Raw genomic sequence first — 21,702 nt, forward strand, 5'->3', positions numbered from 1 at the left:
CTCTTTTTTTGTAACTTGCAACAGCAATGGAACCGAGAAAGTGATTTCACAATCTTATCATCATGAACTGTATTGGTTATAAACGTTAAGCTCGATAGTAAATTTAGCGCCGTCACCCTCGTTTTGTGCATAGAGTGCTCCGTTCATGTTGTTTTCTATTATGACCTTTGACATGTAAAGCCCTATGCCTGTTCCCTGTTCGGCCTCTTTAGTGGTAAAGTACGGCTCAAACAGCTTACCCAGTGCCTCTTTAGGGATTCCACCGCCATTGTCTTTTATTTCTATTAATACCCTGCCCTTTACCTTTGAAACCAGAATTCTGATGTCTCCCTTTAGTCCAGGACTTATCACAGCCCTGCTTACTATAGCATCTCTGGAGTTGTTTACTATATTCATCACCACATGTTTAAACTCATTAGGGTAACCCAGCGCTATTATCTCCTCTGAACCAGCCACACTTATATCTGTCTTTTTAATTTCCCTTTCAGTATCTCCATGTTTGTAAAAAAACCTTATTTCTATCACAAGCTTTACAAACTGCACTGTTAAAATAGAAAGAAGCTCCTTTATTGCCGCTACTACACCAAATGGAATTCTGTCTTTGCTTGGTTTAAAGAAGTTTCTGAAATCATCTATCGTACGCGACATATAAGAAATCTGTTCCATGCTTTTCCTAACTGAGTCTGACATAGAGGGGCTGTCAAGCTCCCCATGCTCATACGCATCCTCCATATCCTGAATCAAGAGCCCCAGAGAATTAAGCGGTTGTCTCCACTGATGGGCTATGGCTGCAAGCATCTCCCCCATTGCAGCCATTTTCGACTGTTGTATCAGCAATTGCTCCTTTTTCCTGCCCCTGTCTATTTCCTCGGCAACGAGAGTTTTTAAATTTTTATTTAAATCCTCAAGCTCTTCTGTTTTTCCCTTTAGTGCATTTTCTGCTTCTTTCCTGCTGCTTATGTCTGTACAGAGCCCGATATATCCGGAGAAGTTCCCCTCCGGCAAATTAAAGGGCACCGCTCTGTTTAAAAACCAAATATATACGCCGTCATATCTTTTTAAGCGGAATTCCAACTCAAAAGATTTAAGCTCGATAAATGAATCAGCATAAATGTTTCTTGTCTTTATCATATCATCAGGATGTACAATATCATTCAAACAGTCGCCGGCATTGTCACTCAACAATTTACCTGTAAATTCCTGCCACTGCTTGTTTACATAACTGCATCCGCCCTCCAGACTTGACATCCAGATAAGTGAAGGGATGCTGTCTGAAATCATTTTAAAATGCTTAACCGCCTCAAGCAATTCCTCTTCCGCTTTTTTCCTCTCCGTTATATCTCTTATTATCCCAACTGTCCCTGAGGCCTCAACAGGAAAGGGTTTAATCACTCCTATCGTACCTGAGAGCTCTCTTTTCATTGTAGAACAGTCTATATCATAGACACCGGAGCTGTTTACCTCCGCTATCATACACTTGCCTCTTTCGCTCTCTGCATCATCAGTTTTTTTCAGAATATAGACCTCAAGCCCCGTAGTGCCCCTTGAGCCGGTTCTTCTTTCGTCAAAAAGTTTGGGGGCGGTGCTGTCTCCGGTTTTAACACCGGCCAATTTCGGCAGCACACATGCTCTGCTAACCTCCTCAACATAATCAGTTGATATTATTTTACTGAAATGCTGCCCGATTAGTTCCTCAGGAGAAAACCCTAATTTTCCTATTGTGCTGTTTAAATACGTAAATCTGCCCTCGGAATCCAGTCTGTAAACAATATCAGGAATAGTCTCTACAAGGGTTTTAAACCGCTCCTCAGATGCCGCCAGTTCGCAGACCTTTAAGTTTAGCTCTGCATTAAGGTCTCTAAGACGTTGTTTTGCCTTACAGCACTCCATGATTTGAATCTTAAGCGGACGAAACAGAAAAAAATACAAGCCGGGCAAAACAAATATCACAAGAGAGGTAGCATCTATCGTGCTCCTTGTAAAATTAGATAAATCACTTAACTGAGGAATCAAAGTCATTATAAACCACTCGGAGACAAAAATTGTTAAGACTATAAATGCTGAAAAGACTGCCGGTGAATCAAGGTTTAGATGCCTTAAGGCCCTCTCACTAAACACTTTCATCAGTATGGAGTCCTTAGAGATTTTCAACTAAAAGCCCTCCTTATATCCTGCGCTGCCTGCCACCTTAATAAAATATTACCACTGCCTGAATTATTATGTCCATATTCAAAGTCACCTATTTTATAATATAAACATTTGTAAGTTGTTTTAGCAATTATTTCATTTGATTTTTTGTTTTTTTTTCTGTATAATTAATGCAATTATGGCAATTTCGGTGATAGATGAAAAAGTAAGAACAAGGATTGTGAGAATTCTGCAGCAAAGAGGAATTAAACAAAAGGAATTATCTGAGATGATAGGTGTGATGCCTCAGAATTTAAATGCCTACATGACGGGCAAGAGGGGCTTTGGCAAGAGAAACATAACCAGAATAGCATCAGCCCTGGGCATTTCAGAAGAGGCGATATACTCCGATTCATCCGCTATCAAATCCAGAATAAAGAAGACAAAAAAGATACCGCTGATATCATGGGAAAAGGCCGGCCAATGGCACGAGGCTCTGGACATATTTGAGACCGGCTATGCCGATGACTGGGTTTCCTTTGACACTGAGGATGAAAATGCCTTTGCTCTGACTGTTTCAGACAACAGCATGGCTCCGGAGTTTATACAAAATGATAAGGTCATGGTCTCACCCTCTGTTGATACGAAAACAGGTGATTACGTAATCGCCATGCTCAGTGACAGCATAACGCTAAGGAGGGTAAAGTACCTCGATGAGGCGGTTTTGCTTAAAACCATTAATCCTGATTACGATGACAGTATTATAACCGGAAGAGACAGGAAGAATTTAAGAATCATCGGAAAAATTATTGCAAGGTTGGTAAAATACTGATAATTTTCCCGATACTTTGCCGGCTGTGAATCTCCTCTTTGGCAGAGGAAGGTTCTCTCTAAAGTGCCGGTAATTTTAATAAGCCCTTTTTGGCTGTGTATAGTTTACTGGAGGTTTTAGTATGCTTTTAGAAAAATACAACCTAGGGACAATGGAATTAAGAAACCGGATGGTACGGTCGGCCTGTTATGAAAAGATGGCTGACGATGACGGCTTTGTTACAGATATGATACTAAATCTGTATAGGGATTTAGCCGCAGGCGGGGTGGGATTAATCATAAGCGGCAATACGCTGGTGCACCGCAGTGGATTTACGGTAAACAAGATTCTCTGTATATATGACGATAAATATGTTGATGGGCTTAGAAAAATGGCCGATATTGTACATAAAGAGGGTGGCAGGATTGCTCTTCAGCTAACTCATGGGGGCAGACAGAGTGTGCCGGCATTGTTAGATGACAATCAACCGATTGCACCCTCAGCAGTGTATGAGCCTTTCATGAAGGCACTACCCAGGGAGATGACGGAAGATGAGATATGGGAAATTATAAATGCCTTCGCATCGGCTGCAAAGAGAGCGCAACAGGCGGGCTTTGATGCGGTTCAGATTCACGGCGCCCATGGTTATCTGGTTAGCCAGTTTCTCTCGGGATACACAAATCGCCGCACGGATGCCTGGGGCGGCGATGAGGAGCGCAGGTTTCGGTTTGTTGGAGAGATGGTTAAGGCTATACGTAAAGAGGTCGGTAACACTTACCCTGTATATATAAAAATGAACTATGACGACTATCTGCCGGGGGGGCTAACCCTGCCTGAGGCTCTAAGGATTGCAAAACGTCTTCAGAGTGCCGCCATAGATTCCATAGAGGTCAGCACCAGCATGTATGAATCAAAAGTTAAAACGGCACGGCCGAAAATTCTGACGCCTCCGGATGAGGCATACAACCGTATGGCGGCTATGGAGTTTAAAAAAACGGTTTCAGTGCCTGTGATGCTGGTTGGCGGGGTTCGTTCAAAGGCTGTGGCCGAGGATATCTTAAAACAAGGGCATGCGGACCTTCTGTCATTTGGCAGACCTCTTATAAGACAACCAGACCTCCCAAATCTGTTTAAACAGGGGAAAGAAACCGCCGATTGCATCTCCTGTAACGGTTGTATGAATTATATGAAACTCGATTACGTCAAATGCGTGCAAATAAATAAGTAGTACCTGAATCAACTCTTATCAACCGGTAAGCGGACTTCTAAATAAGCAGAGCGGGCTGCTCTGATGTTGTAAGTGAAAAAGGAACATAATACTGTGGTTAAAACGGAAATTTCGGTAGAGTTATACGATCAAACCTTGCTTGCAGACGTTAAGGGACGTCTTGACACCATAGGCGCACAAGAACTTGAAAAAGACATTAATTCAAGCCTTAGTGAACAGATCCTTTGTGTGGTAATTAATATGAGTCTCACCGATTACATAAGCAGTGCCGGGTTGAGAGTGATTCTCAGCATAAATAAGAAACTAATGAAATCAGGCGGCTCAGTGGCTCTGTCAAATCTCAACAGATACTGTGCAAGTGTCCTTGACATGGCAGGTTTTAAGAATATACTGCCAATCTTTGATTCATCTGCTTTGGCGTTAAACTATTGTGAGCAGATATCCTCGGAAAGGGCAATCATTGCCAACTGGCATAATTTACCGTCAGAAGAGGTTGGTATTGGCTCTATGGTGTTTATTGCCGGCGCAGAGGATGCAGGCGCTATAGAGATTTTAGGTAACGTTGACGACGTGCTCTATAGTAAAATCACTTTAAACCACTTAGCCTCGAAGAGATTTTCAAAAACCGAGTATTCAATCGGATTGGGGGGGCTGGGGGATAAGGTGGAGGACTACTTTCCGATAATGGGAGAGATGATGACAATAGGGGGCACGATGGTTTGGCTTCCAACAGACGGCAACGATGTGCCTGATTTTTTTATTCCACAGTATGATACCGGAGGCGTAACTGTCAGAACCACCTTTAATGCTTCAATTACAGGGAAATTCAATGAATATATATATTTTGAAAGCGCCAGTGAGGGCGGCTGCACGCTGACGGAATTGTATCGGGTGCTTTTTAACTCTGCAAAACAACGGCGCTCTGACTTTAAGGGTGTAATAGGAGTGGCTATGATGGCTGATATGGCTGCCGTGTATGCCTCAGGAGTGAAAAAATCTCCCATATTGGACAATGTCCCGTCAAACGGGCAGATGATAGTGCATTCCTCCAATATAGCCGTATGGTTTGATATAGACACAACGCCCCGCCACAGAGACGCCACAGTGTTGATTTGCGGCATTGGGGCAGACCTCACCATGGATTTATCGGCTTATGACGATAAGGAGCTGAAATCAGTGTTTTACCTCCATCCTGCAAACATCGGAGGAAAGACCGAAATGCTTCATAATCACGGCGTAATATTCTCTCCAATTCCGATGACTGAAAAACCGGTAAATTTTGAAGCCGAAATTAAAAATGTCATCAACAAGGGCGATTTTATTGATATGAGACACTTGCTTGACATCTCCACCATAAAAAAAGCTTTTATCGGTCTAAGCTACACCCAAAAATTTGTAAGAGAGTGATAAATATCGACAACGGATGCGTAATTGCGGAGGAAATAATAGAGAAAAAGATGAGGGGTGGTATAGCATAAGAAATTAATGAATGTTGTCAACTGAGGATAGAAATATGAAAGATGAGCCTGTGTTAAAATCGCTGACTGTGCTTTATGCAGAGGACGAGGGATATATAAGGGAATTGGTTACCCGTTTTCTAAAAAGAAGGGTTGCCGCTGTTCATGAGGCCGGCAACGGCAGGGAAGGTTTGGATATTTTCAGATTAAATAAAGCCGTTATTGATGTGGTGATAACCGATATTCAGATGCCGGTTATGGATGGGATGACAATGATAGAAGAAATACTGAAAATAGAAGAAACTCAGCCGATTATAATAACCACCGCTTTTAATGACGAATACCACACAAGCGACAAGGTGTGTAAAAATGTGATAAAACCGATAAATCTTGACCGGTTACTTGAAAGCATAATGTTTTGCATAGGGATTGGGGTTCAAAATTAGGGTATTTTGGAGGGGCCCGGCTCCCTTAGTATAAAACCCCCTTATCCTTAGCAGGATAAGGGGGTTTCCTTGCCTTTATATATTCCTTTTCCAGGGCTTAAATAAACAACGGAGCCAGTACGAGTGTAATCGTGGAAAGGAGTTTAATCAAAACGTGAAGTGAGGGGCCTGCAGTGTCTTTGAAGGGATCGCCTACAGTGTCACCGGCAACGGCTGCCTTATGAGCAAAAGAGCCCTTACCACCCATATTCCCGGCCTCAATGAATTTCTTGGCATTATCCCATGCACCACCGGCATTATTAAAAAACGTTGCCATAAGAATACCGGCTATTGTTCCAACCATTATAAATGCTGCTACAGCTTCAGCGCCCTTTCCTACTTGTTTAAACAATAACCCCACAACAACGGGGCTCAGGGTTGCAACAAGGCCCGGGACAACCATCTGCTTAAGTGCTCCCTTTGTAACAATATCAACGCAGCGGCCATAATCAGGTTTCTCGGTGCCGGCAAGAATGCCGGGCTTTTCCTTGAACTGGTCCCTGACGTCCTGAATGACGTAATAAGCAGCGGTGCCGACGGCCTTAACCGCAAGCGCTGAAAATATAAACACAAGAGCTGCACCAAGCAGAGCTCCGACAAATACCACAGGTTCCGCCAAGTCAACTGTCTCTATTTTGTGTCCATAATTGTTAACCTCATCAAGGTATGCTCTGAAAAGCAGAAAGGCGGCCAAAGCAGCCGAACCGATGGCATAACCCTTTGTGAGAGCCTTTGTTGTGTTTCCGGCTGCATCAAGTTTATCCGTTCTGTTTCTGACGTCTTCCGGCTGGTCACTCATTTCAATAATACCGCCGGCATTGTCAGCTATCGGGCCGAAAGTATCCATTGCTAACACATAAGCAGCCGGCCCGAGCATTCCCATTGTAGCTACCGCCGTGCCGAATATCCCTGCGTTTGGAAACCCGGAGTGCTGCCCTAAGTAGTAGGCAAAAAGAAGGGACAGAGAAATGGCTATAGCTGTCGGCGCTGTGCATTCAAGACCGATTGCCACACCTGTTATTATATTGGTGGCCGGACCTGTCTGGCTTGACTCGGCTATCGACCGTACCGGCCTGAACCTGAACTCTGTGTAGTACTCAGTTATGTATATAAACGCTACCGAGGTTAGCACACCTACAACGCCGGCCATAAAGAGATATTTCCATGCGCCCGGATAGTCCGGATGGAAAAACAAAAGTTTACTTGCTATGGCAAGCCCTATAATGGCCAGCACAACGGTCACATAGTAACCTCTGTTAAGCCCTGCCATCGGTTCCTCATCTTCTTTGATTTTAACAAACAAAATACCCACTATCGAGGCTATTATGCCAAAGGCTCTGGCAAGCAGCGGAAACATCATAACGCCGATAATCCAGGCCGGGTTTACATTGGGTACACTGCTGGCCATAACTGCAGCCAAAATCATAGCACCGATATTTTCTGCAGCGGTTGACTCAAATAAGTCGGCGCCACGGCCTGCACAGTCTCCGACATTATCACCGACCAGGTCGGCTATAACCGCAGGGTTTCTGGGGTCATCCTCAGGAATGCCGGCCTCAACCTTACCTACCAGGTCCGCTCCCACATCGGCTGCCTTGGTATAAATACCGCCTCCCAACTGAGCAAATAAAGCCACAAATGAGGCTCCAAAACCATAACCCACTATCATAAAAGGAACCTTAACGGCATCCACATGTGCAAAGTTTTTAACAAGTACATAAAGGCCGGCAACGCCCAGCAAGCTCATACAAACCACCATAAGCCCCGATACCGCACCACCTCTGAGGGCAACCTGAAGCGCATCGTTTACACTATACCGTGCCGCCGCCGCTGTTCTTATATTACTCCTTATGCTTACCCACATGCCTATGTAGCCGGCAAACAGTGAACATATCGCTCCAAACACAAAAGACAGTGTTATCCATATAGCCAACTCAACACTCGATGACACAGGGTCAAAAGACTGATGTTGTCTGACAAGACCGTAGCCTACGAATAAAACCACAGAAAATATTGCCGCAAGTATCACTATTGTTTGATACTGCCTTTTTAGAAAGGCGTTTGCGCCCTCTTTGATAGCATCTGATATAGCTCTCATGTTCTCTGTGCCGTCATCTTTTGCTAAAACCCATTTGGCAAACATGAACGCTACTAAAATGCCGACTATGCTGATACCGAAAATCAGCGCCAGTAAGACATTTTCCATAACTCCTTATCTCCTTAACATTTTATTTATATACATTTGCCACACTATGCGTGGCCTATTCTAACCCGTTTTACGATTAACCTCAACGGCGCAGCTTTCTTGTCTTGAGGTTGTAACACGTAGGCAAACCTGCTCTAAACCCTTACACCACCATAACACCGGCCGGTTATCTGGAATATGGACTTGTAACATAACTTGCAATTATATATCTTTAACATCTTATTGTCAAGAATTTTTAAATGACCCGAAATACAATATAGAAAATCAATATCCAAAGTAAAAAGGATTTTTTTGGAAAAAGTTTTAAGTTACAGCGGAACTATACTTTTTTATGGTTCAAAATATCATTTTGTCAGCGATAAGTATTAAATCATCATATGTTTTCTGTAATTTGTCAGCACTTTAAAGGAAGCTCTTTCTCTTTTAGGATTTGTAAAGTATAGAGCATCTTTCATTTCAACAGCAAATTCCAATTTTTCTAGTTGTTATATTACTATCTCACATGGTTAAAACATCTATCCACATACGAACGGCTGCCAGTGCTATCATAACAGCAAGAGCTTTTCTTAATGCCTGAGCCGGTATTTTTTTTGTAAATCCTGCTCCTAACTATAGTAATCCCTGCAACCTGTTTCATACTAAGTATCCCCACACCAAGCAAGGGAGGAATATAAAGCATCATGGGCACGAGGATTATGGCACCTCCCAGACCCAACATACCGGAAAAAAAGGCTCCTGTTACACCTATAAAAAACACTGTTATCAGTAATCCGTAGTCGCTCATATTTTTTGACCTTTTATCCTTTTAAGAATTTCATTTTCAAGTTCCTCAGAGGTTACATTTCGCCCCTCAAAAACAACATGTCCGTCAATGCTAACCGCAGGGAATTCCGGCTCTGCATGACCACAACCTAAACACATGTTGTTTTTAATATCACTTTTTTTAAGTATTGTAAATTCAAGATCATATTTGTTCATCAGATTAATAACTGAGCTTAGGATATTAGTGCACCTGTTGCCGGGCGGTTCGTTAAGAAACAATTTTAACTGCATAGGAAATTCCTCCATCTCTGTATATTAGTTAATTCTAATATTAGAATATACTAATATAATATAGGCGCCTTGATTAAGTCAATACTAAAAAGTTATATTAAATGTCATTAGGGGGCAATACTATGAAAAGTTTAGGTAAAAAAATAGAGTTATTAAGGGTGATTGCACATCCTGTGAGAATCAGAATTCTGGAAGAACTCAGGAAGGGAGTTAAGTGTGTCAGTGATTTTGAGAAATTTCTGGAAATAAGCCAACCCAACGTATCCCAACACCTTTCCTTACTGCGAAACCATGGGGTTATTAACTACTATATGGATGGTAATCTCAGGTGTTATTTTTTGGTTGATCCTATCATTATTGATATATTGACGTTACTTAACAAAGAATACACAGAACCTCTTCCACCTCCTGCGTGCTGTCCAGTAAGAAAAAGGGAAAAAACAGGATTGGAGCAATAATCTGTTTAAACTGAGAGCTTTATATGGAATTATTCCAATTCTAATTCATTTTAAGGATCACAACGTTTCAATGTGAAATATTTTGCATGTGTGCATGTTTTAGCACACAATGTGTGAATCAAATATCATGTTTTTTAGTATCCGGAAATTTGATAAGAATAACAGGAATAAACCATGTTGCGAGAAACATAATAAAATCAATAAGTTAAATTCAAATGCCGGGAGATAATATTTTAAAAATCTTAATTATTAATATGGCACAGTAATTGCGTATTATAGTTAATATTCAGGCAACGTTCACAGGCACATATTGTCATGGATATTGGGTAGTTTCGGGGAGTTTTCTGAAGAGGAACAGATGGTCGTAAAAATAATTGGGCAGGGTGTATCCGGGGAGGAGACACCCTGTTTTCTTTTTTATTTTATATTATATATATTATCAGCTTTTTCATTGAATTCTGCTACTTTCACTTATTATAATGTTTTGTCATAATAGTAAAGTGGTATAATATGTTTTTGGGTGTTTTCACTTTCGCAAATAGTAGTACATAACAGACCATTACAGCATATGCTGTATCCACGTAATTAATATTTAAAAATCCAAATAATTATGACAAAGCATACTATTAATCCAAATAAAACAATGAGATGAAGGGGTTAAGGGGGCTGGCCCCCTTACAGGATGGGGTAATAAGGGGAAGGACAGAGTCCTTCCCCTTATCTCTCTACCTATATGATTTATCCACAGCTCTGGCCAGCACAACGGCGTTGACCTCGGAGGCGCCGGCTTTAAGCAGTGTTTTTGCGCATTCGTTGATAGTTGTGCCTGTTGTTACAACGTCATCAATGAGGATAACGCTCTTGTTTTGAACATCTGCGGCTGTGTAGAAAGCCCCTCTGAGTGCCTTTGTACGGTCAGCTTTGTTAAGCAGAGATTGACTGGGTGTTTCCCTTTTTTTTAGCAATAAATCGCGGGCTAACTTAATACCTGTATGTTTGGAAACTTTATCGGCAAGCAGAAGGCTTTGATTAAATCCCCTGTAATGAAGTCTCCTTCTTGTTAAGGGAACCGGCACTAAGACGTCTGCCTGTGGAGCTGGCAATTGACATAGTAATTTACCAAGAGGCGTTGAGAATCTAAAAATCTTAGAAAACTTGAAAAGATGTATCGCCTCTTTTAGCGCTCCGTCATAAATACCATATGCTAAAAGACCTGAGATGTTTGGCCTGTCCTTATAGCAATCACCGCAAATGGTAACGCCGGTATGAAGGCCCGGCTTTGAACAAAGGCGGCAAATGCCGCCTTTAAGCCGCTCTATTGTATTCCAGCAGTCCCTGCAAATGGGAGAGACGGAGATATCATCTTTCCCGGCCGTTGAACACAGAGGACACGGGCAGGGATAAAAAAGCCTGCTTACGGCATTAGCTATTTGTAATCCCAGCCCCATAGGGTATAACTCTTACTTTAAAAATCCTTCAGATATATTATGTTTTCTCTTTTTTTGCCGGTTGAGACAATAACTATGGGTATGCCTAGTTTTTCCTCTATCATTTTTAAATATGCCCTTGCATTTACAGGGAGCCTGTCAAAAGATTGTACTGCGCCGGAGGTTTCAGTCCATCCGTCAAAGTGTTCGTACACGGGTTGACAAGCCTCAAGTACCGGTAGTTCCGTAGGGAAATCATTTAAAATCTTTCCATTGCTCTTGTAACCGACACAGACACTTATCTTATCAAATCCGTCCAATATGTCAAGTTTTGTAATGATTAGCCCTGTGAGGCCGTTTACCCTTACAGCATGTCTGAGAACAACTAAGTCAAGCCAGCCGCAGCGTCGTGCGCGCCCTGTGGTTGCTCCGTACTCCCCGCCCTTTTCTCTGAGCAGTTCCCCTGTATTGTTGAGCAGCTCGGTTGGAAACGGGCCTCCCCCCACACGCGTTGTGTAAGCCTTCACCACCCCGAAAACCTCATCCACCTTCTTTGGCCCCACCCCCAGACCGGTCATAGCCCCTCCTGCACAGGCACTGGATGACGTAACAAACGGGTACGTTCCGTGGTCTATGTCAAGCATTGTACCCTGAGCGCCCTCAAAGAGTATTTGCTTGCCGTCTTTGATTGCGTTGTCAATTATCACATCTGTGTCATCCACATGTGGGGCAAGCATATCTGCGCAGCGCATGTACTTATCGTAAATTACCACAGCATCCAGTGGCTCTTCATGATAGAGATTTTTTAACAAAAAATTTATCTCTACAAGATTGTTTGTAACCTTCTCCTTAAATATTTCAGGCCAGTAGAGGTCGGAAATCCGAATACCGGAGCGGGCAATCTTATCGGCATAGGCAGGCCCTATGCCGCGCCCTGTTGTGCCGATTTTCTTCTCTCCCTTTTTCGACTCTTTAACACTATCCAGTACGGCGTGGTAGGGCATTATCATATGAGCGCTCTTACTAACCTTGAGATTGTTACCAACCTCAACCTTACGCTTTCTGAGTTCCTCTATCTCCTCAATCAAAGCCTCAGGGTGGATTACCAGTCCGTTACCCATGATGCAGAGCTTTTCCTTATGAAGTATTCCTGAGGGGATAAGATGAAGTATAAACTGCTCTTCACCTATTACTACCGTGTGGCCGGCGTTGTGTCCGCCCTGGTAACGGGCAACAACATTCGCTCTCTCCGTCAGGCAGTCAACCACCTTACCCTTACCCTCATCGCCCCACTGTGCCCCTACAACTAATATATTTGCCATTGTGCCTCCGTGTGCATGTATCACCTAATCTATGGTTATTTTTTTAACACTTATGATATTGGCAAGTTTTTTTATTTTGCCCATAATTTCGCTGCTTATATCGTCATCAACACTTACCGCTGAAATGGCCACACCGCCTTTTGATTCTCTTCCAAAGGACATGCGGGCTATGTTAATTCCGCTTTCACCCAGCAGCATCCCTATGCTGCCTATCACGCCGGGTTTATCCACATTATTTATAAACAGCACAATGCCCTCAGGAATCAACTCAAGGGAGTAGTTGTTGATTTTGATAATTCGAGGGTCATTTTTGCTGAACAATGTGCCGGAAAATACATGGTCTGTTCCGTCACATTTTATTTTTAACGTCAGCATTGTGTTATATGCCCCTGCATCGGCGCTCTTTGTCACCTTTACATCAATGCCGCGCTCTTTTGCAATTATCGGAGCATTTACAAAGTTTACGGTCTCCTCAAGTATGGGGTTCAGATATCCCTTCACGGCTGCTATTACAACCGCCTCTGCAGGGATCTCTGCGGCCTCACCGGTCAGCTCTATGTTTATCTCTCTAACCTCATGCTCAATAAACTGAGAGGCAAAAGCGCCCATCCTGCTTGCCAGGTCTATGTATGGCTTCAAAACAGCTACTTTGTCCTGAGGAATTGAGGGGAAGTTCACAGCATTTCTGATAGTGCCGTTTACAAGATAATCCGCCACCTGCTCGGCCACAGCCAGGGCAACGTTTTCCTGGGCTTCCATGGTTGAGGCGCCCAGGTGCGGCGTGCAGACTACCTCGTCAAGGCCGATAAGGGACAGCACCTCAGGGGGCTCCTTTTCAAACACATCCAGTGCCGCCGCCGCCACCTTCCCGCTCTTTATGCCCTCAAGCAGGGCTTTTTCATCCACTATGCCCCCACGGGCACAGTTTATTATCCTCACACCGGTTTTCATCTTTGCTATACTCTGTGTATTTATTACATTTTTCGTCTCAGGTGTCATAGGCGTATGCACTGTTATAAAATCTGAGTCTTTAAAAAGCTCATCCAGAGACACCTTTTTTATGCCCATATTCAGAGCCGTTTCCTCACTAAGAAACGGATCAAACCCAACCACATTCATCTGAAGTCCAATTGCCCGCTTTGCAACCTGTGCTCCGATATTACCTATACCTATGATTCCAAGTGTTTTATTAAAGAGCTCTACACCCATGAATTTTTTCTTTTCCCACTTGCCGTCTTTCATTGACTGTGTGGCCTGTGGTATTTTTCTTGCCATAGAGAAAAGCAGTGCGATAGTGTGCTCAGCCGTTGTTATGGTGTTTCCACCCGGGGTGTTCATTACAACTATGCCCTTTTTAGTAGCTGCACTTTTATCCACATTGTCAAGGCCGGAGCCTGCCCTGCCTATTACCTTCAGCTTCTCAGCTCTTTCTATTACATCGGCTGTCAGTTTGGTTGCGCTTCTTATCACTATGCCGTCATAACCGGCTATGCAGTCCTTAAGCTCCTGCACACTCATCCCAGGCTTTACTTCAACCTCAAGACCGGCGCTTTTTAGTATTTCCACTCCTCTTGCCGATATGTTATCACTTACCAAAACCCTCATCTGATAAAACCTCCTGATGCTTTTTCAATTATACCTGCTTTACTAAATAAACAATACGTTGAGCTAAAAGAGCAGCTCCTCAGCCGCAGCCACGCCCCTGCCAAGGGCCACCTCGGCGCCAAGTCTCCTAAGGGTCATCTCTATAGCTGAGATTGCCGTAATAATATCAAACCTGTCTGCATAACCCAGGTGTGCGATTCTAAATATTTTTCCCTTTGCGGCATCCTGTCCTCCGGCACATGTCACTCCATAGGTCTCCCTGAGTACTTTATAGATTTTCTGCCCGTCAACACCGGCCGGGGCCTCAATGGCGGTAACTGAGTTACTGGGATTTTCCTTTGCATAAAGGCCGAGGCCCAGTGCTGTGGCGGCGGCACGGGTGGCATTAGCAAGCCGTGTGTGCCGGTCAAAGACATTTTGGAGTCCCTCTTTTTCCAGAATCTTTATGCACTCGTTGAGACCGATTATAAGGGTAACCGGCGATGTAAAATTTGTCTGGTTTTCACTTTGTTTTTGTCTTTCCACTTTTAAGTTAAAATAGTAATGGGGAAGTTTAGATTTTTCGGCCATTTTCCATGCTTTTTCAGAGACACTTACAAAGGCAAGCCCCGGTGGCAGCATTAGCCCCTTTTGAGACCCCCCTACCATTATATCCACCCCCCAGTCGTCGGTTTTTAAATCATGGGCAACCAATGAGCTTATGGCGTCAACAACAAATATGGAGTCATGATTTTTGACAACTTTGCCGATAGCTTCTATATCGTGATTGACGGCGGTTGAGGTCTCAGTTGCCTGCACAAACACTCCTTTAATGCCGCCGTCTTTCTTAAGTATCTCAGCCACCTCTTCAGGCTTTACCGAATACCCCCAGTTGACGTTTAACTCCACAGGGATAAGCCCATAGGACTTAGCAATCTTAAGCCACCGCTCTCCGAATTTTCCGCCGTTTATCACAAGCACCTTGTCATCTTTATTGAAAAAGTTGGTAACAGATGCGACCATACCGCCGGTGCCGGAACAACTGAGGATTAAAACGTCGTTGCCTGTCTGATACAGCCACTTAAGCCCCTTGCGGGCTGACTCAAGGATGGGGATAAAATCCGGCGCTCTGTGATGAATCATGGGCATTGCCATGGCAAGGAGTGCTTCCGGAGGCACCGGTGTAGGTCCCGGCGCTAACAAATATTTTTTTAACATGTCACGTACCTCCTGGGCATATTTTTCTATTTTAACTTTTTAACACTTGTACACTATCTTTGTTTACTGAATCCACGTGAAAAATACCCTTGTTTAATAAATATAATTTTTATACGTATTTACAACATGGCAATATGACTATTATAATAAAAACTGTGAAAAAAATATAGGTTTTCACAAAAATTCTTAACTTCTTATCGTAATGGTTGCGGTAAGGGATTAAAATAAGGGGGTGTGTAGAAGTGGCGGTATTTTTCAGGCTTTTTATTTTCGTAATTTTTGTAATCGGCGGATATCATCTTATGAAGCCGTATGGCTTTACTTATGAAGGAGCCTTTGTCGGCATCATGCTGGGGCTAATGGTGTTGGGCAGCGAGTATTTTCTGAAGAAATTAAAGATTGGAAAAATTGTAGGCGGCATAACCGGCCTTGTTCTTGGAATTACATTAGGCAGACTCATCATTTTTCCTATCAGAAATCTCATAGGAGTTTACCCTGTAATATCGTATTTTATTGAAGCTTTTACCGGCTATACCGGCCTTTTAATCGGTCTTATAAGGGGCGAGAACCTTTCTGCATCCAGTATTATAAGACTTTTCAGAGGGCAGGGACTGGAGGAAAACCTTAAAATTCTTGACACCAGTTCCATTATTGACGGCAGAATAGCCGATGTTTGTGACACGGGTTTTCTCGAGGGGATTTTTATTGTTCCCCAGTTTATCCTTCAGGAGCTTCAACACATAGCGGATTCATCTGATTCAATGAAAAGGAGCAGAGGCAGACGAGGTCTTGATGTTTTGCACAGGATACAGAAACTATCCAACATAACCGTAAGGTTAATTGAGGAGGATTTCCCAAAAATCAAGGAAGTTGACTCCAAACTCGTAGCACTGGCAAAAATGATGAATGCAAAGATTATCACCACGGATTTTAATTTAAACAAGGTTGCCCAGCTTCATGACGTTTCAGTGTTAAACATCAATGAACTGGCAAATGCTCTTAAACCGGTGGTGTTACCCGGGGAGACGATGAAAGTGTTTATTATTAAAGAGGGTAAGGAGTCCAATCAGGGGGTTGCCTACACGGAGGACGGCACAATGGTGGTTGTTGAAAATGCAAGAAAGATGATAGGCAAAAACATAGAGGTTGCCGTAACGAGCGTACTTCAGACAACGGCGGGCAGGATGATCTTCTCTAAGCCGGCAAACGAATTTTAAACAGACAGTATCGGGCTGCGGTTAAGGCCGCAGCCCGGTACATGTTTTATAATAATCTAATTGCGGATATTTGAGGTTTTGTCTTAATGTTTACAGTTGCAGTGATACCGGGCGCCGGTCAGGGCAGCAGATTTAACTCTGAAAAAAATAAAATATTCCACACAATTTGCGGTAAACCTGTGGTTGCCTGTGTTTTAGAGGTATTTCAGAACCTGGACATTATTGATGAAATCATCCCGGTACTAAGAGACTGTGATTTAAGGGACTGTGATTTGATAGTTGAGAAGTATGGGATAACTAAAGTCAGGAGGGTGGCTCCCGGGGGGCGGATTCGTCAGCAATCGGTTTTAAATGCGCTTAGGTTAATTGAAGACAAAAGCGCACGGATTGTCGTCCATGACGGGGCAAGGCCGTTTGTAACGGCGGAGTTGGTGCTAAATTGTATAAATTCACTGCACGGCTGTGATGCAGTGGTGGCAGGCGTTAACATTAAAGACACGGTCAAGGAAGTTAAAGACGGCCTATATGTTGAGAGGACACTTAAGCGGCAGGAGCTGATGGCCGTGCAAACCCCGCAGGTTTTCCGGCATGAGACGATTTACAGAGCATATGAGAGGGCTGCCGCAGATAACCTTGAGTTTACAGATGACACATCGGCGATAGAGCACTACGGGGGTAGAGTAAAAATAGTACCGTCATTTTATGGAAACATCAAGATTACCACAAAGGAAGACATGGACTATGCAGAGTTTATAGTCTCACGGGGTGGATTTTCACGGTGATACGCGTGGGGATTGGGTATGACAGCCACAGGTTTGTAAAAGGCGGAAGACTAATCATAGGCGGTGTGGAGATACCCTTTGAGTATGGCCTTGCGGGGCACTCCGATGCTGATGTCTTAACCCACAGCATAACGGATGCCATAATAGGTGCGGCGGGGCTTGGCGACATCGGCAAACTTTTTCCAGATACCGATCCGAGGTGGAAAGATGCCGACAGTGTTGCGATGCTCTCTGTAGTTATTGATAAAATTAAAGAGCTTGGGTTTGAGGTGCAGTGGACAGACTGTGTTGTGATAACTGAGGCTCCAAAGATATCTCCTTATGTTGAGAGGATGAAAGAGGCCATATCAAAATCAGGCATACAGGCGGGCTGTATCAATATCAAAGCAAAAACCAATGAGAAAATGGGCTTTATCGGCAGGGGCGAGGGGGTGGCTGCTATGGTTACGTGTGTTCTTGTGCAACTATAAAACTGTTTTTATAATTGAACCGCATGATTTTTAGAAGCAGAAATAAATCTTTGAGCTCAATGTCAACCAGCGATTATACTAAGCTGCATTCAGAATAAAAATGAAGGGAGTCAAAATACTATCCTCAAACGAAAACCTTATAGATGAGATTCTCTCACTGCTGGTCACGGATGGTAACGATTATTCATCCAACGTAGTGGTTTTCCCAGGCAAACGTCCCGGGCATTTTTTAAGAAAAGCAATAGCAGATAAGGACGGAACCGCATTTATACCTCCTCTGATTTTTTCAATGGATGCGTTTGTGGATTATATTTATACCGAGGTACTGAATCATCACGAAAGAAAAACGGATACGCTGGATGCCATTGCGATCCTCTATAAACTTCACAGACAGGCGATAAAGCCAATCGGCGGGGATTGTTACCTTGGCGCTGATAGTTTCCTCTCCGTGGGAATCGATATTTACAAAGATATCGAGGAGCTTTACATTGAACATGTCAACATAGAAGCTGTCACTGAGATTGACCATATAGCGGAGGATGCGCTGCCCCCCCGCACCAGAGATATGCTCAATTCGCTCTCGTTTTTCTATAAAGAATTTTATGCTAAGATAAAAACTCTGAATCTCTCCACCCGCTCGACAAGGTATGTGAAAGCCGCTGAGGAAGTTGATGTTGATGCATTACAAAAATTTGATCGAATTATTTTTGCCGGTTTTTTTGCTCTTACAAAAAGCGAAAAGGAGATATTTAATAAATTATCAAATGCGGCAGGCAGCAGGTTCATATTTCAAAACGGCCCGGGAATTGACAATCTTCTTAAGGCGCTGAATGTTGATGAGACTGCAGACTATGGCAGCGGCAATGACAGCCCTGAGATTAATCTCATAAGTTGCGCTGATACACATGGTCAGGTCTTTGGCGTAAGCAGCATTCTTAGCGGCAACTGTGATCTCAGTAAGACAGTTATAGTGCTGCCGCTTCCTGATACACTGTTTCCGCTACTCTATCACGGCATATCGTCATTTGGTGAGACCTCCTATAATGTATCGCTGGGGTATCCGTTAATACGGACTCCGGTTTATGGCTTTTTTCAAAGTCTTATGGAAACAATCCTGTCTATGGAAGACGACAGGGTATATGTGCCTGACTATATTAAGTTTACACTTCACCCATACACTAAAAACGTGTTTTTCAAAGGACAGGCTGAACTTACAAGAATAGTTTTTCACACAATAGAAGAGGAGCTTTCATCCAACAGGGCAAGGACATTTCTTAAACTCAGCGAGATAGAAAATCTAAACGGAATCTTTGAAAAAATCATCAAAAAACTTGACGGCTCAGCGGAGGTAATAGAGGAGGATAGTCTCAGAGGGCATTTAAAAGGCATTCATAATGCCTTTATCAGCAGTTTTTTGAGTTTCAAAAACATAGGTGATTTTGCCGGCGGATGCCTTAAAATTTTAAGTTATATTTATGACAATACAACGGCAAAGAGCCATCCATATTTTTATCCGTTTGCCGAGGCATTTGCCGAGGCATTATTTACAATAAGCCGAAGCCTGCTAAAGGATATGGAATTTTCCAGCCTTTCCGGTTACTTTAACCTCTTTAGAAAGTATATTTCCACCTGTCACTGTCCTTTTGAAGGCACACCGCTTCGGGACTTACAAGTGTTGGGTTTTTTGGAGACGAGAAACATACAATTTGATCGTGTGATTTTTTTAGATACCAATGAGGAGATTGTACCAGTGGCCGGAAAGGAAGATACCCTGCTTCCGTTTAAGGTACGGATTATGCTTGGGCTTCCGGCATATGAAGACAAAGAACGTCTTTCCTTGTACTACTTTGAAACCTTGTTAAGGGGTGCAAAGGAGGCACACATATTTTATGTGGAAAACGACAGAAAAGAGCGCAGCCGTTTTGTTGAAAAAATTCTGTGGGAAAAACAAAAGGCCTCAGGGCGGCTTAACGGACATATAAGACAGATTCAATATAAAATAGAATTGCGCAATCAACCTGTTGAGCCGGCATCGAAAACACCTGAAATGTTAGAGGCTCTGAGAAACACAGTTACCCTGAGTGCCACGTCACTTGATACATATCTCAGGTGCGGGCTCATGTTTTATTACCGCTACGTGCTGTCGTTATACCGGCGGGAGACTGTATCGGGAAGTCTTGAAATTGCCGATGTCGGTTTGTTTGTTCACAAGGTGCTGAGGGATTTTTTTTCAGCTAAGACTGAAGGTATCCTGACTGAAGACAGATTAAGCATACGTGAGGTCAACCATCTGGTTGAAACAGCGTTTCTTAAATCTTACGGTAAGGATGCCTCCGCAGCGGCATATCTTATGAAAAACCAGGTGAAAAAACATCTTGGTGATTTCATAAGCGGCTATCTTAATGTCCTTGTCAGAAATAATGAGGTAAAAGTCCTTGGAGTTGAGAAACAACTTACAGCCGCCTCTGAGGGATATAATATTGGGGGGCGAATAGACCTAATCCTAAGCATAAATGAAAAAATCGTCATCGTGGATTTTAAAACCTCAGCGAATCCGGCAGCTTATGCAATCCGAAAAGACAAATTAATTTTTGAAGACAGAACCACATGGACTAAATATATCGGGAGCATTCAACTGCCATTTTATCTGTATCTGTTTTTAAAAAGCCGGAATGAGAAAATAGAAAACCTTAACGCTATGTTTTTAATGCTTGGCAGAAACTACTTAAACGAAAAAATAGAATTGCCGCTTTTTACCGCTAAGGATGATGTCTCTGAGGTTTACGGCAAGTTAAGCGGCATAATTACAGCACTCATTAAAGAAACAAACAATGTAAATATTCCCTTCACGCCGGCATCTGAACGTAAAAGCATTTGCCCTTACTGTGATTATGCAAACCTTTGCGGAGAGTATCATTAAAGTTAAACTTTTCCCGACTTCATCACTTTTAAGAGCTAACGTATTGATATATAAGGAAAAAACAAAAAACAGGGCACTACATTTTCCGCCCTAACTATAGTCACTTATTTTTAGGCGTTTTCACGCTCTCTTTTGTGCACGAAGTGATAAAGTCGGGTGGAACAACAAGGATGGGGATGGAGGAAATTCAAACCACCGAACGCCTTTAGTGCATTAATTTACCCAAATGTTATAATATCACCAAATGCCAAAACGCTATGACAAGGTTATAAAGGAGATACTGAAGGATGTCGTAGATACCCTAATTACAGAAGTAATCGGGTTAAAAATAGTTAAATCCACGGCAGTAGAAACTAAACTTACGAGAAATATTAAACCGGCTTAGTAAACTTGTGTTAAAAGATGAGATTACCACGAAGCTAACGCTCCTCGTAATGACGAATAAAAAACGTTGGAGCAACAACCCCGTGCCGTCATTGCGAACCCCCGCAGGGGGTGTGGCAATCTCAGCCTTTAAAGTTGCCAAAGGAAGAAACGCTTCGTGCAAAGTACATAAGGCAAGTGGAAGTCCTGTCACAACTAAGGGATTTACAGAACGAAGTATGTAAGGAGGCGGAGGATATGGCATTAGTTTATAATTTAGAAAGAGATGTGAGATTTAAACAAGGACGACAACAGGGATTGTTTGAGGGTCAACAGAAAGGGTTGTTTGAGGGTAAGCGTGATGGATTGCTTGAAGGCATTGAATTAGGGCTTGAACTAAAATATGGTTCAGCCGGACTTGAGTTGATGAATATGGTTAAGGCCTTAAACACTATAGATAAATTAGAAGAATTTAAAAATTTTATCAAGAAAGCCGGTTCAGTGGATGAATTGAAGGAGTTTTTGACGTGCGGCATGAAGTCGCTTTAATTATTGTAAAGCCTTATAGAATAAG

General features: G+C 42.9%; 18 protein-coding genes. 11 read left to right on the plus strand and 7 right to left on the minus strand.

All coding sequences use genetic code 11. The features are described 5' to 3' along the window. Positions 1–60: 60 nt before the first annotated feature. The gene (locus H7844_00200) at positions 61–2,151 is read right to left on the minus strand and encodes a PAS domain S-box protein (GenBank protein ID MEO5355706.1); all 2,091 of its coding nucleotides are present in this window, start codon (positions 2,149–2,151) and stop codon (positions 61–63) included. 175 nt (positions 2,152–2,326) lie between these two features. Here H7844_00200 and H7844_00205 point away from each other — a divergent pair, with 175 nt between their 5' ends. The 4 genes from H7844_00205 (at position 2,327) to H7844_00220 (ending at position 6,069) form a co-directional block, all read left to right on the plus strand. Further along, on the plus strand, positions 2,327–2,959 hold the full coding sequence (locus tag H7844_00205; protein ID MEO5355707.1) for an XRE family transcriptional regulator: 633 nt from the start codon (positions 2,327–2,329) through the stop codon (positions 2,957–2,959). Positions 2,960–3,080: 121 nt separating this feature from the next. Beyond that, entirely contained in the window at positions 3,081–4,166 is a 1,086-nt protein-coding gene (locus H7844_00210) for an NADH:flavin oxidoreductase (protein ID MEO5355708.1), read from the plus strand. 72 nt (positions 4,167–4,238) lie between these two features. After that, positions 4,239–5,573 carry an STAS domain-containing protein gene (locus H7844_00215; protein MEO5355709.1) on the plus strand — a complete coding sequence of 445 codons (1,335 nt, stop codon included), beginning with the start codon at positions 4,239–4,241 and terminating at the stop codon, positions 5,571–5,573. A 106-nt stretch (positions 5,574–5,679) separates the two neighbouring features. Beyond that, positions 5,680–6,069 carry a response regulator gene (locus tag H7844_00220; GenBank protein MEO5355710.1) on the plus strand — a complete coding sequence of 130 codons (390 nt, stop codon included), beginning with the start codon at positions 5,680–5,682 and terminating at the stop codon, positions 6,067–6,069. Between the two features lie 97 nt (positions 6,070–6,166). On the opposite strand, the gene H7844_00225 is transcribed toward H7844_00220, so the two are convergent. Together H7844_00225 and H7844_00230 are read right to left on the minus strand one after the other, a co-directional pair. Continuing rightward, positions 6,167–8,314 (minus strand): sodium-translocating pyrophosphatase, encoded by a 2,148-nt coding sequence (locus H7844_00225; GenBank protein MEO5355711.1) that lies wholly within the window; start codon positions 8,312–8,314, stop codon positions 6,167–6,169. 780 nt (positions 8,315–9,094) lie between these two features. Beyond that, positions 9,095–9,367: a hypothetical protein gene (locus H7844_00230; GenBank protein ID MEO5355712.1), complete on the minus strand. Its 273-nt coding sequence runs from the start codon at positions 9,365–9,367 to the stop codon at positions 9,095–9,097. Between the two features lie 122 nt (positions 9,368–9,489). Between H7844_00230 and H7844_00235 the strand changes: the two genes are divergently transcribed. Further along, positions 9,490–9,825, plus strand: coding sequence for a metalloregulator ArsR/SmtB family transcription factor (locus tag H7844_00235; GenBank protein MEO5355713.1), 336 nt, complete (start codon positions 9,490–9,492; stop codon positions 9,823–9,825). A gap of 725 nt (positions 9,826–10,550) precedes the next feature. On the opposite strand, the gene H7844_00240 is transcribed toward H7844_00235, so the two are convergent. The 4 genes from H7844_00240 to H7844_00255 all read right to left on the minus strand — a co-directional run bounded on the left by H7844_00240 (position 10,551) and on the right by H7844_00255 (position 15,376). Continuing rightward, the gene (locus H7844_00240; GenBank protein ID MEO5355714.1) at positions 10,551–11,273 is read right to left on the minus strand and encodes a ComF family protein; all 723 of its coding nucleotides are present in this window, start codon (positions 11,271–11,273) and stop codon (positions 10,551–10,553) included. 17 nt (positions 11,274–11,290) lie between these two features. Further along, entirely contained in the window at positions 11,291–12,574 is a 1,284-nt protein-coding gene (locus tag H7844_00245) for an adenylosuccinate synthase (protein MEO5355715.1), read from the minus strand. 24 nt (positions 12,575–12,598) lie between these two features. Then, positions 12,599–14,179: a phosphoglycerate dehydrogenase gene (gene serA, locus H7844_00250; protein ID MEO5355716.1), complete on the minus strand. Its 1,581-nt coding sequence runs from the start codon at positions 14,177–14,179 to the stop codon at positions 12,599–12,601. Positions 14,180–14,242: 63 nt separating this feature from the next. Continuing rightward, entirely contained in the window at positions 14,243–15,376 is a 1,134-nt protein-coding gene (locus H7844_00255) for an alanine--glyoxylate aminotransferase family protein (protein MEO5355717.1), read from the minus strand. 242 nt (positions 15,377–15,618) lie between these two features. Here H7844_00255 and H7844_00260 point away from each other — a divergent pair, with 242 nt between their 5' ends. From H7844_00260 to H7844_00285, 6 genes are all read left to right on the plus strand, one after another. Continuing rightward, positions 15,619–16,593: a TRAM domain-containing protein gene (locus tag H7844_00260; protein ID MEO5355718.1), complete on the plus strand. Its 975-nt coding sequence runs from the start codon at positions 15,619–15,621 to the stop codon at positions 16,591–16,593. 86 nt (positions 16,594–16,679) lie between these two features. Beyond that, entirely contained in the window at positions 16,680–17,375 is a 696-nt protein-coding gene (gene ispD, locus H7844_00265; protein MEO5355719.1) for a 2-C-methyl-D-erythritol 4-phosphate cytidylyltransferase, read from the plus strand. Beyond that, a complete protein-coding gene (ispF, locus tag H7844_00270) occupies positions 17,372–17,845 on the plus strand; it encodes a 2-C-methyl-D-erythritol 2,4-cyclodiphosphate synthase (protein MEO5355720.1) in 474 nt (157 codons plus the stop codon). Before ispD ends, ispF begins: the two co-directional genes overlap by 4 nt. A 100-nt stretch (positions 17,846–17,945) precedes the next feature. Then, the gene (locus tag H7844_00275) at positions 17,946–20,765 is read left to right on the plus strand and encodes a PD-(D/E)XK nuclease family protein (GenBank protein ID MEO5355721.1); all 2,820 of its coding nucleotides are present in this window, start codon (positions 17,946–17,948) and stop codon (positions 20,763–20,765) included. Between the two features lie 244 nt (positions 20,766–21,009). After that, on the plus strand, positions 21,010–21,150 hold the full coding sequence (locus H7844_00280) for a hypothetical protein (protein ID MEO5355722.1): 141 nt from the start codon (positions 21,010–21,012) through the stop codon (positions 21,148–21,150). A 236-nt stretch (positions 21,151–21,386) separates the two neighbouring features. After that, a complete protein-coding gene (locus H7844_00285) occupies positions 21,387–21,677 on the plus strand; it encodes a hypothetical protein (protein ID MEO5355723.1) in 291 nt (96 codons plus the stop codon). Positions 21,678–21,702: the final 25 nt, after the last annotated feature.

The sequence above is a fragment of the Nitrospirae bacterium YQR-1 genome, assembly GCA_039908095.1.
Classification (GTDB): domain Bacteria; phylum Nitrospirota; class Thermodesulfovibrionia; order Thermodesulfovibrionales; family Magnetobacteriaceae; genus Magnetomonas.

Excerpts from the sequence above, each read along its gene's own strand:
- H7844_00205 (MEO5355707.1), top strand. The coding sequence starts at position 2,327 with ATGGCAATTTCGGTGATAGATGAAAAAGTAAGAACAAGGATTGTGAGA.
- H7844_00210 (MEO5355708.1), top strand. The coding sequence starts at position 3,081 with ATGCTTTTAGAAAAATACAACCTAGGGACAATGGAATTAAGAAACCGG.
- H7844_00220 (MEO5355710.1), top strand. The coding sequence starts at position 5,680 with ATGAAAGATGAGCCTGTGTTAAAATCGCTGACTGTGCTTTATGCAGAG.
- H7844_00225 (MEO5355711.1), bottom strand. The coding sequence starts at position 8,314 with ATGGAAAATGTCTTACTGGCGCTGATTTTCGGTATCAGCATAGTCGGC.
- H7844_00230 (MEO5355712.1), bottom strand. The coding sequence starts at position 9,367 with ATGCAGTTAAAATTGTTTCTTAACGAACCGCCCGGCAACAGGTGCACT.
- H7844_00235 (MEO5355713.1), top strand. The coding sequence starts at position 9,490 with ATGAAAAGTTTAGGTAAAAAAATAGAGTTATTAAGGGTGATTGCACAT.
- H7844_00240 (MEO5355714.1), bottom strand. The coding sequence starts at position 11,273 with ATGGGGCTGGGATTACAAATAGCTAATGCCGTAAGCAGGCTTTTTTAT.
- H7844_00245 (MEO5355715.1), bottom strand. The coding sequence starts at position 12,574 with ATGGCAAATATATTAGTTGTAGGGGCACAGTGGGGCGATGAGGGTAAG.
- serA (MEO5355716.1), bottom strand. The coding sequence starts at position 14,179 with ATGAGGGTTTTGGTAAGTGATAACATATCGGCAAGAGGAGTGGAAATA.
- H7844_00255 (MEO5355717.1), bottom strand. The coding sequence starts at position 15,376 with ATGTTAAAAAAATATTTGTTAGCGCCGGGACCTACACCGGTGCCTCCG.
- ispD (MEO5355719.1), top strand. The coding sequence starts at position 16,680 with ATGTTTACAGTTGCAGTGATACCGGGCGCCGGTCAGGGCAGCAGATTT.
- H7844_00275 (MEO5355721.1), top strand. The coding sequence starts at position 17,946 with ATGAAGGGAGTCAAAATACTATCCTCAAACGAAAACCTTATAGATGAG.
- H7844_00280 (MEO5355722.1), top strand. The coding sequence starts at position 21,010 with ATGCCAAAACGCTATGACAAGGTTATAAAGGAGATACTGAAGGATGTC.
- H7844_00285 (MEO5355723.1), top strand. The coding sequence starts at position 21,387 with ATGGCATTAGTTTATAATTTAGAAAGAGATGTGAGATTTAAACAAGGA.